At 58.8% G+C, this 12576-nt stretch carries 12 protein-coding genes; 3 read left to right on the forward strand and 9 right to left on the reverse strand.

The features are described from left to right. Positions 1–24 precede the first annotated feature (24 nt). From msrQ to B0W55_RS20090, 6 genes are all read right to left on the reverse strand, one after another. Positions 25–648 (reverse strand): protein-methionine-sulfoxide reductase heme-binding subunit MsrQ, encoded by a 624-nt coding sequence (gene msrQ, locus B0W55_RS20065; protein WP_077047660.1) that lies wholly within the window; start codon positions 646–648, stop codon positions 25–27. After that, positions 648–1661, reverse strand: a complete 1014-nt coding sequence (msrP, locus tag B0W55_RS20070; protein ID WP_077047661.1) for a protein-methionine-sulfoxide reductase catalytic subunit MsrP — start codon at positions 1659–1661, stop codon at positions 648–650. The genes msrQ and msrP overlap by 1 nt, the downstream gene beginning before the upstream one ends. A 62-nt stretch (positions 1662–1723) precedes the next feature. Then, positions 1724–2581 (reverse strand): CDP-diacylglycerol--serine O-phosphatidyltransferase, encoded by an 858-nt coding sequence (gene pssA, locus B0W55_RS20075; protein ID WP_077047662.1) that lies wholly within the window; start codon positions 2579–2581, stop codon positions 1724–1726. 145 nt (positions 2582–2726) lie between these two features. Beyond that, the gene (gene ilvC / locus B0W55_RS20080; RefSeq protein ID WP_003228216.1) at positions 2727–3743 is read right to left on the reverse strand and encodes a ketol-acid reductoisomerase; all 1017 of its coding nucleotides are present in this window, start codon (positions 3741–3743) and stop codon (positions 2727–2729) included. A gap of 48 nt (positions 3744–3791) precedes the next feature. After that, complete coding sequence (ilvN, locus tag B0W55_RS20085) at positions 3792–4283, reverse strand: acetolactate synthase small subunit (RefSeq protein ID WP_003205610.1); 492 nt, start codon at positions 4281–4283, stop codon at positions 3792–3794. A 2-nt stretch (positions 4284–4285) separates the two neighbouring features. Continuing rightward, entirely contained in the window at positions 4286–6010 is a 1725-nt protein-coding gene (locus B0W55_RS20090) for an acetolactate synthase 3 large subunit (protein WP_077047683.1), read from the reverse strand. Between the two features lie 400 nt (positions 6011–6410). Between B0W55_RS20090 and B0W55_RS20095 the strand changes: the two genes are divergently transcribed. Further along, entirely contained in the window at positions 6411–6830 is a 420-nt protein-coding gene (locus tag B0W55_RS20095; RefSeq protein ID WP_077047663.1) for a DUF4124 domain-containing protein, read from the forward strand. 108 nt (positions 6831–6938) lie between these two features. Here B0W55_RS20095 and B0W55_RS20100 read toward each other — a convergent pair whose 3' ends face one another. From B0W55_RS20100 to mrcB, 3 genes are read right to left on the reverse strand one after another with little or no spacing between them, the layout of a single operon-like run. Then, the gene (locus tag B0W55_RS20100) at positions 6939–7274 is read right to left on the reverse strand and encodes a YqcC family protein (RefSeq protein WP_077047664.1); all 336 of its coding nucleotides are present in this window, start codon (positions 7272–7274) and stop codon (positions 6939–6941) included. Beyond that, a complete protein-coding gene (locus B0W55_RS20105) occupies positions 7274–8023 on the reverse strand; it encodes a M48 family metallopeptidase (RefSeq protein ID WP_077047665.1) in 750 nt (249 codons plus the stop codon). Before B0W55_RS20105 ends, B0W55_RS20100 begins: the two co-directional genes overlap by 1 nt. 16 nt (positions 8024–8039) lie before the next feature. Further along, complete coding sequence (gene mrcB, locus B0W55_RS20110; protein ID WP_077047666.1) at positions 8040–10364, reverse strand: penicillin-binding protein 1B; 2325 nt, start codon at positions 10362–10364, stop codon at positions 8040–8042. 116 nt (positions 10365–10480) lie between these two features. On the opposite strand from mrcB, the gene B0W55_RS20115 reads away from it, so the two are divergent. Together B0W55_RS20115 and B0W55_RS20120 are read left to right on the forward strand one after the other, a co-directional pair. Next, a complete protein-coding gene (locus B0W55_RS20115) occupies positions 10481–12037 on the forward strand; it encodes a bifunctional aminoglycoside phosphotransferase/ATP-binding protein (RefSeq protein WP_077047667.1) in 1557 nt (518 codons plus the stop codon). Positions 12038–12127: 90 nt separating this feature from the next. After that, positions 12128–12472: a pentapeptide repeat-containing protein gene (locus tag B0W55_RS20120; RefSeq protein ID WP_077047668.1), complete on the forward strand. Its 345-nt coding sequence runs from the start codon at positions 12128–12130 to the stop codon at positions 12470–12472. Positions 12473–12576: the final 104 nt, after the last annotated feature.

The following is a 12576-nucleotide window of genomic DNA, read 5'->3' on the forward strand; positions in this document are numbered from 1 at the left end:
ACACCTGAAATCTGCCGTCAACCACTAATTACGCTTTTCTGGCAGAAATGCCTTTTTAGCCATTAAACGCGGGATTCGCCGGGTTACCGGTGGCAGACGCAACACTAATAGGAAAGCCCCAATCGCGGCGTAGATCGACCATTCCTTCAAATCAGCACGCACAATCCAAAGCATGTGCAGCAACCCAAGCCCTAAAACCAGATAAGCCAGGCGGTGCAGCTTTTTCCAGCGCACTCCCAAACGCCGCTGACTATATCGATTGGATGTCAAAGCCAGCGCGAGCAGACACACAAACCCCAACACGCCGACAATGATGTAAGGACGCTTGCGCAACTCGACACCCAGTTGCGACCAGTCAAAGCCAAGGATGAACGCCAGATAGGCACACAAGTGCAAAATCACATACGCGAAACACCACAGCCCCAATTGCCGCCGAACGGCAATCCACCCCGCCCAACCCGTGAGCTTCTGCAGCGGTGTCATGCTTAACGTGATGAGCAACAGAACAAGCGTCCCCAACCCCAACCGATCAACCAACACCTTGCCCGGGTCTGGTCCCAATGCATCCGCCCAGGCCTGGTACAACCAAAGCAGCGGCCACACCAGCGCAGCCAAGAAAACGCCCACACGCCAAAGGGGATATCGCATCAGTAGTTCTTCCGCAGATCGAGCCCTGTATATAAAGAGGCGACTTCTTCGGCATAGCCGTTGAACATCTGCGTATCTCGAACGTTCGGCTTGAACAGGCCACTCGGCAGACGACGCTCACGCGCCTGGGTCCAGCGCGGGTGATCGACCGTCGGGTTCACGTTCGCGTAAAAGCCGTATTCGTTCGCAGCAATGCTCTGCCACGTGGTTTTAGGCTGCTCGCTGACCAGACTGATTCGCACGATGGACTTGATGCTTTTGAAGCCGTATTTCCAAGGCACGACCAGCCTCAGCGGCGCACCGTTCTGATTCGGCAACTCACGCCCATACATGCCCACAGCCATAATCGCCAACGGATTCATCGCTTCGTCCAGCCGCAGCCCTTCCACATAGGGCCAGTCAATCAAAGCGAAACCGGACCGCTGCCCTGGCATGACCTTGGGATCTTGCAGGGTTTCGAAGCGTATGTATTTAGCCTTCGAAGTAGGCTCAACCTGATTGAGCAAAGCCGAAATGGGAAAACCGATCCAGGGAATGACCATCGACCAGGCCTCTACGCACCGAAGGCGGTAGATCCGCTCCTCAAGCTGGTAAGGCTTCATGAAGTCTTCCAGCGCATAGCGCCCCGGCCTCCCCACTTCACCATCCACCACCACCGTCCACGGCTCGGTCTTCAGGACACCGGCATTGGCTGCCGGATCCCCCTTTTCAGTCCCGAATTCATAGAAGTTGTTGTAGTGGGTCGCGTCCTTGAATGGCGTTATAGCCTCATCCTTGACGTTGACAGCCCCCCATTTGTTTGACGCAAGCTTTTCGCTGAACCAGGAAGGCGCGTCGCCAGGTTCGACATCCGAATAACGCGCAGCCTCACCGGCAGTCGCCCATCGCGGCAGCCCGCCAACCGCAAGACCGGCAACAGTTGCACCCAATAGATGGCGTCGAGAAAGATAGAAGGATTCAGGCGTGACATCAGACTCATGGCAGTCGGATGCTTTCGGGATTTTGATCAGCATGGCTACTCCGCAGTTTGGAGGACAGATGCACCAACAGACTGCGGAGTATGAGGGAAATTACATCACTCGGCGCTTTTGCGTCGACGAAGATGTAACAGGTATTGCACCGGACCTGACGCCGCATAGGCAAGGAAAACCAGCAGCAGAATGCGCGGCGGGTCGCTGAACACCACTGCAAACACCAGCACCACGGCAAGAATCGCAACGAAAGGCACGCGCCCTTTCAGATCCAGCTCCTTGAAGCTGTTGTACTTGATATTGCTGACCATCAGCATGCCCGCAGCCGCGACCAGCAACGCCACCAGGAAGGACATCTTCGAACCCTGGATCCCGTAGTCACTGAACGCCCAGACGATACCCGCCACAACACCAGCGGCAGCCGGGCTGGCCAGACCGATGAAGTAACGTTTATCAGCGGTGCCGACCTGGGTATTGAAGCGCGCCAGACGCAACGCAGCGCCGGCGACATAAATGAAGGCGACCATCCAGCCGACCTTGCCCATGTCACCCAGGGCCCAGCCAAAGGCCAACAGAGCCGGCGCCACCCCGAAAGCGACCATGTCCGACAGCGAGTCGTACTCGGCACCGAAGGCGCTTTGGGTATTGGTCATGCGGGCAACACGGCCATCGAGACCGTCGAGCACCATGGCGACGAAAATGGCGATGGCAGCGAACGCAAAATACTTGCTCGCACCAATCGAATCCCCTGCACTCAAGGCACTCTGGGCACTCATGGAACTGATGATGGAATAGAAACCTGCAAACAGATTCGCAGTGGTGAACAAATTCGGCAGAAGATAAATACCACGATGCCGGACTTTACGGCCTTCAGCATCATGCCCTTCTTCGACATGCTCATCGATGGGCAGCAGGCTTTCGGCGTCAGAAGCCTTGTTTGCCTCTTCGGGACGTTCGCTCATGGACAATACCTTGCAACAGTATGGAAAGTTTCGACAAATGCCTGCGAAGCCGGTTCGCCTCGCAAACGATGCAGCTTTATACCAGAACCGCTCATCCAAACGAAAAAACGCGGCCTAAGCCGCGTTTTTCGTACAAGCGTCAGACTTAGTTTTTGGCTTTGTCGACGATCTTGTTGGCACCGATCCACGGCATCATGGAGCGCAGTTGCTCACCGATGATTTCGATACCGTGAGCGGCGTTGTTACGACGCTTGGCGGTCATCGAAGGATAGCCGGTAGCGCCTTCGCTGATGAACATCTTGGCGTATTCGCCGTCCTGAATACGTTTCAGGGCGTTGCGCATGGCCTGACGTGATTCGGCGTTGATCACTTCCGGACCGGTCACGTACTCGCCGTACTCGGCGTTGTTGGAGATCGAGTAGTTCATGTTGGCGATACCGCCTTCGTACATGAGGTCAACGATCAGCTTCAGTTCGTGCAGGCATTCGAAGTAGGCCATTTCCGGCGCGTAGCCAGCTTCAACCAGGGTTTCGAAACCGGCTTTCACCAGCTCAACGGTACCACCGCACAGAACGGCTTGCTCGCCGAACAGGTCGGTTTCGGTCTCGTCCTTGAAAGTGGTTTCGATGATACCGGTACGACCACCGCCAACGCCGGCAGCGTAGGAAAGCGCAACGTTTTTGGCGTTGCCGGAGGCGTCCTGGTAGATAGCGATCAGGTCAGGGATACCGCCGCCCTTCACGAACTCGGAACGTACGGTGTGACCTGGAGCCTTCGGCGCGATCATGATCACGTCAAGGTCAGCGCGCGGTACAACCTGGTTGTAATGGATCGCGAAACCGTGGGAGAAGGCCAGGGTGGCGCCCTTCTTGATATTCGGCTCGATTTCGTTCTTGTACAGGGAGGACTGGAACTCGTCCGGGGTCAGGATCATGACCAGGTCGGCAGCAGCAACAGCCGAAGCAACGTCAGTCACTTTCAGGCCATGGGCTTCAGCCTTGGCAACAGTGGCCGAACCTTTACGCAGGCCGACAGTGACGTCAACGCCGGAGTCTTTCAGGTTGCACGCTTGAGCGTGGCCCTGGGAACCGTAACCGATGATGGCAACTTTCTTGCCCTGGATGATCGACAGGTCGCAGTCTTTATCGTAGAAAACTTTCATGAATTTCCCCTCTATATCCTGGCCGTTCAGGCCATTCGCTAATTTGGTTTAGATGCTGAGTACTTTGTCGCCGCGGGCGATGCCGGTTACGCCGCTGCGGACGGTTTCCAGAATCGAAGCGGTGCCGATGGACTGAATGAAGCTGTCGAGCTTGTCGCTGGTACCGGTCAATTGAACGGTATAAACGCTGGCGCTGACATCGACGATCTGCCCCCGGTAAATATCGGTGGTGCGCTTGATCTCGGCGCGCTGGGCGCCGGTGGCCTTGACCTTGACCAACATCAGTTCGCGTTCGATGTGAGCGCTCTCCGACAAGTCGACCAATTTGACCACTTCGATCAATTTGTTCAGGTTCTTGGTGATCTGCTCGATGATCTCATCATGACCGACAGTGGTCAGCGTCAGACGCGACAGAGTCGGGTCTTCGGTCGGGGCCACGGTCAGGCTTTCGATGTTGTAGTTGCGCTGCGAGAACAGGCCGACTACGCGAGACAAAGCGCCGGGTTCGTTTTCCAGAAGCAAGGAAATAATGTGACGCATGATTAGGTACGCTCCGTCTTGCTCAGCCACATATCGCGCATGGAGCCGTCTTTGATCTGCATCGGGTAGACGTGCTCGTTGGCATCGACCTTGATATCAAGGAACACCAGGCGATCCTTCATGGCGAACGCTTTTTCCATCATCGGCTTCAAATCCTTCAAGTCGGTGATGCGCATACCCACGTGACCGTAGGCTTCGGCCAATTTGACGAAGTCAGGCAACGATTCCATATACGAATGCGAGTGACGCGCGCCGTAGCTCATGTCCTGCCACTGGCGAACCATACCCAGTACGCCGTTGTTGAGCAGGATGATCTTCAGCGGCAAGTCATGCTGCAGACAGGTCGACAGTTCCTGGATGTTCATCTGGATGCTGCCTTCACCGGTGACACAGGCGACGTCGGCATCCGGGAAGTTCAACTTCACGCCCATTGCCGCAGGCAGACCGAAGCCCATCGTGCCCAGGCCTCCGGAGTTGATCCAGCGATTGGGCTTGTTGAAGCGGTAGTACTGCGCCGCATACATCTGGTGTTGACCCACGTCGGAGGACACGTAGGCATCGCCATGGGTCACTTCGCAGAGCGCTTCGATCACGGTCTGTGGCTTGATGATGCTGCCGTCACCCTTGTTGTAAGGGAACATGTCGCGATCACCACGCCACTCTTCGACCTGTTTCCACCAACTGGCGACCGCTTCCTTGGAAGGCGTCTCGCCGATCTCCTTGAAGGTGGCGACCATTTCGGTCAACACGCTTTCCACCGGACCTACGATAGGCACGTCGGCCTTGATGGTCTTGGAGATCGAAGCCGGATCGATGTCGATGTGAATGATCTTTGCATTCGGGCAGAACTTCGATGCACCGTTGATTACGCGATCGTCGAACCGTGCGCCGGCGCAAAGGATCACATCAGCATGGTGCATCGCCAGGTTGGCGGTGTAGCTGCCGTGCATGCCCAGCATGCCGAGGAATTGACGGTCGGTGCCCGGGTAGGCGCCAAGGCCCATCAAGGTATTGGTCACCGGCGCATTCAGCAGTTGCGCCAGCTCGGTCAACGGTGCGGAACCGTTGCCCATGATCACGCCGCCGCCGGCATAGATGACCGGCCGCTTGGCCGCCAACAGCATTTCCACCGCTTTGCGGATCTGACCCGAATGACCGCGGACGGCCGGGCTGTAGGAACGCAGCTTGGCCTTCTTCGGGAACACGTATTCGAATTTCTCGGCCGGGTTGGTCATGTCCTTTGGAATATCGACAACGACCGGGCCAGGACGACCGGATTGCGCCAGGTAGAAGGCCTTCTTCATGACTTCCGGGATTTCCGACGCATGCTTGATCATGAAGCTGTGTTTCACGATCGGACGGGAGATACCGATCATGTCGGTTTCCTGGAATGCATCGGTACCGACCATGGTGCTTGGCACCTGGGCGGTCAGAATCACCATCGGAATGGAGTCCATGTACGCAGTGGCGATACCGGTAATGACGTTGGTCGCGCCGGGACCGGAGGTCACCAGTACGACGCCGGCCTTGCCGGTGGCACGCGCATAGCCGTCAGCCATGTGAGTGGCCGCCTGCTCATGACGCACGAGAATATGTTGAACGGAGGGTTCTTTGAACAGCGCATCGTAGATATGCAATGCGGCACCGCCCGGGTACCCATAGATATACTTGACGCCTTCGTCACGCAAAAAGCGGACGATCATTTCACCGCCAGATAAAAGCTCCACGTTGTCCACCTCTAAAACGCCAGAATACCGCCCATGACTGATGGGACGGGTCTTAATAGGTTTACTTCTCAGCAGAGCATGAGCGACGGTGGTCGCCGACTACGTCAGCACTGACTGAGCAAGTATTGGGATCGACCCAAGTGTTGCGGGCCTTTCCCACCCAGCGCGAGGTAACGCGTTGCGGGTGTAGCAGGTCGGCGCGGGTGTGCGCCTCATGATCTGCTGAGAGGGCCTGCTTCTGGCAGTCCCTCTACAGCGGACTTTGGATTCTTGTGTTTCGTCCCCTGCAAGTCAAGTCGTGTCTGTGCTTTATTGAAGTAAGCACATGAGAAAGCAAGAAAAAACCGCGAAACCGCCAGTGTGTTAGCTTCAATTGCGCAACCCGAGACAAGGAAATGACATGCGAAGGATATTCCTGTGCGCCGGCCTGCTGATCGGCCTTGGCCCCTTGAGCATTGCCGCCCCTATTTACAAATGGGTGGACGCCCAGGGCGTTACCCATTTCGATGCGCAGCCGCCCTCAGGGCAAGCGGCGTCCGTGGTCACAGTGCCCTCCCCGCCCGCCGCCAAACCGACGGCGACCAACAGCGGAGCTATCGGCGACCAGCAAGCGATCGATAAAGACATCAAACGCCAGGTCGCCCGGCAGCAGGCAGAATTGAAAGTGTTCTGTGAGCAGGCACGCACGAACCTGGCGCAGTTGCAGAACAATCCCCGGCTCAGGGAAGAAAGGGATGGAGAGCTGCGTCGCCTGGACGACACTCAACGGCAAGAGCGCCTTGCAGAAACGCAGAAGCAGATAGCGGACAACTGCATGTAGCCAAGCGTGCTCCGGGCGGCGCTCCGACGATGGCGCTGTACCTGTCAATCCATGGTTGAATGCCAGGCACCCTTCGCGAGCAAGCTCGGCTCCTACAGGAATCGCGGGTCAGCGGGCGGCCGTGATCAGCAGGTCGAACTCTTTGAGCAACACCTGCAACTGCCGATCCCTGCCCTGGACATTGCGCCCGGCGAAAACCATCTCGGCCATCTCCTGAATCCCCGAAGCATTCGGCAACGGCAGATTCTGCTCGAGAATTGTTTTCATGCGCGGGAGGAAGATCCATTGCAGCCACTGCTCGAAATCCAGCATATCGACCGAAAAGGGTTCAACGCTGGAAAGCGCTTCAGTCGATGGCGCCACCTCGTCCCACCAGCCCTGCAGCCGCAACTCGCGTTCGATCAGCAACAACTGATCGGCTATTTTCGGAAAGCGCATATCCATCACGACGTAACCTTGGCCTTCTGACGGGCCAACGCCGCACCTGCGGAATCGCCCTGCTTCTCACGGGCCTGGGCGATCAGTTCCCACAGGCTGGCCTGCAGCGCTGGCCGGCCATTGGCCAAGGTCAGGCCACGACGGGCGAACTGCTCGGCCTGGGGTGCATCGCCTTGGGCCATACGGACCTGGGCCAGACGATAAAGCACTTGCGGCTCACGTGGCGCAACTCGCTGGGCGCGCTCCAGACTGGAGGACGCACCATTGAGGTCACCGCTGGACTGTTGCTGCTGAGCAGTGGTCAACAGGGCGAGCACCGGGCCGTCCAGCTGTTCGTCGGCAGACAGGCCACCGGCGCTGGCCGACGGAATGCCGCTGGGCGTCGACGGCATGCTGTAGCTGCCCTGGTTGACCGGCGCCGACTGAACCGGCGACGTATCGATCGGACCCGGCGTAATCGGGCCGGAACTGATCGGCCCCGGGGTGATTGGCGAGGTGCTGATCGGCGTCGATGTCACGGCACCGCCACCGGGCACCATCACCACCACACCGCTATCACCTTGCGGAATTTCCTGAGGCTGGGCCTGGACAGGACGTTTTACCGTCGTTTGACGGTAACCGCCGTTCGCCGATACTCGCTCGCTGTTGGAGACCGCGGTGCCGGAGTCGACAACCGGGATCGAACCGCGCTGTACAGTGGAGCAGCCGCTGAGCAAAGCCACGGCGGTAACCGCTGGAATCAACCACTTGTTCACTTGAAACCCTCTTTGCTTAATTCATCCAGCCTTTGACCCAATCCATCACCGTTTCGCCGGAAGCAGGGCTTTCGCCACCGCAAGCGGCGCCGGGAGGCGGTTCGCTGCCGCGAATATACGGCATCTGCACGGCGCCTGGGCAGTTGGCATCGGAACCCTGACCGGTCCGCGAATCGACCCAGGCCTGCACGATATTATCCGGCTGTGGCATGTCCAGCGGCAACGGGTCGGCCTTGCGCATGAAACTGGTCCAGACCTGCAACGCACCGGTGGCACCGGTGAACGGCGTTTTGCCGTTGTCATCGCGTCCCAGCCAGACCACCGCCAGCAGATCCTGACTGAAACCGGCGAACCAGCTGTCCCGGGAATCGTTACTGGTACCGGTCTTGCCCGCCAGCGTCAGGGTTTTGGGCAATACGTTGTAAACCGAGCTGCCCGTACCTTCACGCATCACTCGCTGCATCGCGCTCTGGATCAGGTAGATGGAAGCCGGATCGAAACGCTGCTGGATCTGGAACGGATAGCGCTTGAGCGGCTCGCCCTCGGCCGTCAATACGCTGCGAATGCCGCGCATCGGCGTATTGAAACCACCGTTGGCGAGGGTCTGGTACATGGTCGCCACTTCGATCGGGGTCATCCCTCCGGCACCCAGCAGCATCGACGGGAAGGCCGGGAACTCGCGATTCACGCCCAGGCGCCCCAGCGTCTTGAGGACGTTCGGCACACCCACCGCCAACCCGAGACGCGCAGTCGACAGGTTGTAGGAGTGGGCCAGCCCCTGATAAAGGAAAACCGTGCCGTGGGAGCGTCGATCATAGTTCTGCGGTTTCCAGACCTGACCGTCCGCCCCTTTGACCGAGAAGGATTCGTCCGACAGCCAACTGGTCAGCGTGTACTGGCTTGGCTTCTCGAGCGCAGTCAGGTAAACCGCCGGCTTGATCAGCGAGCCGATCGGCCGCACGGCATCCAGTGCACGGTTGAACCCGGCGAAACTGGCCTGGCGACTGCCGATCATGGCCTGGACTTCGCCAGTCTCCGGGTTGGTCACGACCATGGCCGCTTCCACATCATCGGAACCTTTGCGCCCGGCCAGGCGCTTGAAGGTGTCGTTGACCGAGGCTTCAGCCTTCATCTGCAGGATCGGATCGAAGCTGGTGAAGATGCGCAACCCTTCTTCGGTCAAGTCTTCATCGCGATAGTCTTCGCGCAGTTGACGCTTGACCAGATCAAGGAAGCCGGGGAACGAGCTATCCGCCAGGCTGCCGCGCTTGGTCACGCCCAGGGGCATTTTCTTCGCCGCCTCGACCTGCTCGGCTGTCGCCACGCCCTGCTCCTGCAACACGTCGAGCACCAGGTTACGCCGCTCAAGGGCACGCTCCGGGTAACGACGCGGGTTATAAGAAGAAGGCCCCTTGACCATCCCCACCAGCAAAGCGACCTGGTGCAGCTTGAGCTCGGCCAGTGGCTGACTGAAGAAGAACTGGCTGGCCAGACCGAAACCGTGCACCGCCCGCTGACCGTCCTGGCCAATGAAGACCTCGTTGAGGTAGGCCTCGAGAATCTCGCGCTTGTCGTAATGCATCTCGAGCAGCAGGGCCATCATCGCTTCGGTGAGCTTACGGGTCAGGCTGCGCTCGTTGGTCAGGTAGAAGTTCTTGACCAACTGTTGCGTCAGGGTACTGCCGCCCTGGCGCATCCGGCCGGACGAGCCGTTGACCCAGATTGCCCGGGCAATCGACTTCGGCGAGACGCCAAAGTGATGGTAGAAATCACGGTCTTCGACGGCCACCAGGGTTTCGAGCAGATACGGCGGCACCTGATCGATCTTGATCAGGATCCGGTCTTCAAGGTTTTTCGGGTACAACCCACCGATCAGCAGCGGCTCCAGACGCACCACCGACAGCTTCGAACCGTTGGTCGCCGACAGTTCGGCCACGTAGTCGCCAGAGAACCGCACGCGCACCGGCTGCGCTTGCTCCAGGCCTTCATAGAACTGGAAGCCACGGGTGTTCAGATCAACGGTATTGCCGTTGACCGCCGCCGCACCGGGACCGTTGGCCACGCCTTCACGGCGATAGCCCAAGGCATCGAGCTCGGTCAGAAAATCGTCGCGGCTGAGCTTTTGTCCGACGAACAGCTCGAGCGGACGTGCGTATACCTTGGCCGGAATCGTCCAGCGCTTGCCGGAGAACTTCTCCTGCACGATGGCATCGAGGTAAACCGCGAACCCGGCCAGCACCACAAGGCCGACCAGACTGAGTTTAAGGGCCCAGCCCAGCCAGGGCCGCAGGCCTCGGGAGGGTGGTTTCTTGGGGGTACGGGGGGATCGAGTACGAGTCATGGCGGCGGATTATACGCACTTTATTGATACTCAACAGGAGCCCTCCGAGTTTGCGTTAGGCTGGCTAGCCGCCATAATGACGACCTGAATTTTTCCGCTTCTGAAGGACCACCCCCGTGAGCCAGTCCCTGATCGCCGCCCTGCAAAACCCGGCCCTCTATCCGCATCCGGTAGACGGCTTCAAGGTCATCGAGACCCATATCTCCTGGGTGCTGCTCACCGGCCCCTATGCCTATAAAGTGAAGAAGCCGGTCAACTTCGGCTTCCTCGATTTCACTACCCTGGAGGCCCGCGAGCATTTCTGCGGCGAAGAACTGCGCCTGAACCAGCGCCTCACCGACGATTTGTATCTGGAAGTGTTGCCAGTCACCGGCAGCCTTGAAGCCCCGCAACTGGGCGGCACAGGCCCGGCCATTGAATACGTGCTGAAAATGCGCCAGTTCCCGCAGGATGGCTTGCTCAGCACCCTGCAGGCCAATGGCGAGCTGACGCCGGCGCACATCGACGCCATGGCTGCACAGATCGCCCGCTTCCACCTCAGCGCGCCAAAAGTGCCGGCCGAGCACGAAGCCGGCACCCCGGACAGCGTCATGGCACCGGTGCGCCAGAACTTTGAACAGATCCGCCCATTCCTCAACGACAAGACCGATCTGCTGCAACTGGACGCACTGCAGGCCTGGGCCGAAAGCAGCTTTGAGCGCCTCAAGCCCGTGTTCAGCCAACGCAAGGCAGACGGCTTCATCCGTGAATGCCACGGCGACATTCACCTGGGCAACGCCACAGTCATCGACGGCAAGGTGGTGATTTTCGATTGCATCGAATTCAACGAACCTTTCCGCTTCACCGATGTGTACGCCGACGCCGGCTTCCTGGCCATGGACCTTGAAGACCGCGGCCTGAAGTGCCTGGCGCGCCGCTTCGTCAGCCAGTACCTGGAGCTGACCGGCGATTACCAGGGCCTGGAACTGCTCAACTTCTATAAGGCTTACCGCGCACTGGTTCGCGCCAAGGTGAGCCTGTTCAGCATGCCGGCCGACGCCACTGCGGTGCAACGCGCCACCACCCTGCGCCAATACCGCACCTACGCCAACCTGGCGGAAAGCTACAGCACCATCCCTTCGCGCTTCATGGCGATCACTCACGGTGTCTCCGCGGTGGGCAAAAGCCATGTGGCGATGCGCCTGGTGGAAGCGCTGGGTGCGATTCGCCTGCGTTCCGACGTTGAGCGCAAGCGCCTGTTCGGTGAGCAAACCGTGGCCAATGACGTTCAGGCCGGCATCTATAGCGCCGACGCCAACACGGCGACCTACAACCACTTGCACGAAACAGCCGCCGTCATCCTGCGCGCCGGTTTCCCGGTGGTGATCGATGCCACTTACCTCAAGCACGACCAACGCGTCAGCGCGGCAAAGATTGCAGAATCGACAGGCACACCCTTCCTGATCCTCGATTGCAATGCCCCGCAAGCCGTCATCGAAAGCTGGCTGGCCCTGCGCCAGGCTGACAAGTCAGACCCATCGGACGCGACCCTGGCGGTGATCCAAGCTCAGCAAGCCAGCCGCGAACCCCTGACCCCAGCGGAGATCCTCTACAGCAAACGCGTCCAGACCAATGAAAGCGGGACCCTCGACACGGTGGTCGCGCAAATCCGCCAGCGCCTGCCAGGCCTGTAAAAACTATTTCAGCCGTGGAGCCTTCGCCCGCTTCACGGCTGTCAAATAGTGGCGATATACTGGCGTCATAAAACCAACAGGTGATATGACATGAGCCAGCCGAAACTTCTCGACACTCCGCTTTATGCCTTGCTGCACAAAGACGACATCACAGGTTTCAATAAAGAACGCCCAAAAGATGGCCCGATCGACATGGTCGGCGGGGATTTTCGTGGGCTGGACCTGCGGGAGCTGAACGCCGACGGCGTCGACTTCACCGATGCCTACTTCCGCTCCGCAGATTTGCGCGGCATCGACTTTCGCAAGGCATCACTCGAAGGCGCGAGCCTGGCGCATGCACAGATTTCCGGTGCGTATTTTCCGCCTGAACTGAGCGCCGACGAGATTCTGATGTCGATGAACTTCGGCACACGTCTGCGTTATCGCACACGCTGATCCTAGCGTGATTTGACAAGTCCGGTGCCCCCGCTTCGCACTGGACTTAGGGCAAGTTTGCCTTCAACTCTAACTGTTTCCCGCCTCGCTCCCTACCAACTCAG

The organism is Pseudomonas sp. KK4 (genome assembly GCF_001984065.1).
Taxonomy (GTDB): domain Bacteria; phylum Pseudomonadota; class Gammaproteobacteria; order Pseudomonadales; family Pseudomonadaceae; genus Aquipseudomonas.

Excerpts from the sequence above, each read along its gene's own strand:
- msrQ (WP_077047660.1), bottom strand. The coding sequence starts at position 648 with ATGCGATATCCCCTTTGGCGTGTGGGCGTTTTCTTGGCTGCGCTGGTG.
- msrP (WP_077047661.1), bottom strand. The coding sequence starts at position 1,661 with ATGCTGATCAAAATCCCGAAAGCATCCGACTGCCATGAGTCTGATGTC.
- pssA (WP_077047662.1), bottom strand. The coding sequence starts at position 2,581 with ATGAGCGAACGTCCCGAAGAGGCAAACAAGGCTTCTGACGCCGAAAGC.
- ilvC (WP_003228216.1), bottom strand. The coding sequence starts at position 3,743 with ATGAAAGTTTTCTACGATAAAGACTGCGACCTGTCGATCATCCAGGGC.
- ilvN (WP_003205610.1), bottom strand. The coding sequence starts at position 4,283 with ATGCGTCACATTATTTCCTTGCTTCTGGAAAACGAACCCGGCGCTTTG.
- B0W55_RS20095 (WP_077047663.1), top strand. The coding sequence starts at position 6,411 with ATGCGAAGGATATTCCTGTGCGCCGGCCTGCTGATCGGCCTTGGCCCC.
- B0W55_RS20100 (WP_077047664.1), bottom strand. The coding sequence starts at position 7,274 with ATGGATATGCGCTTTCCGAAAATAGCCGATCAGTTGTTGCTGATCGAA.
- mrcB (WP_077047666.1), bottom strand. The coding sequence starts at position 10,364 with ATGACTCGTACTCGATCCCCCCGTACCCCCAAGAAACCACCCTCCCGA.
- B0W55_RS20120 (WP_077047668.1), top strand. The coding sequence starts at position 12,128 with ATGAGCCAGCCGAAACTTCTCGACACTCCGCTTTATGCCTTGCTGCAC.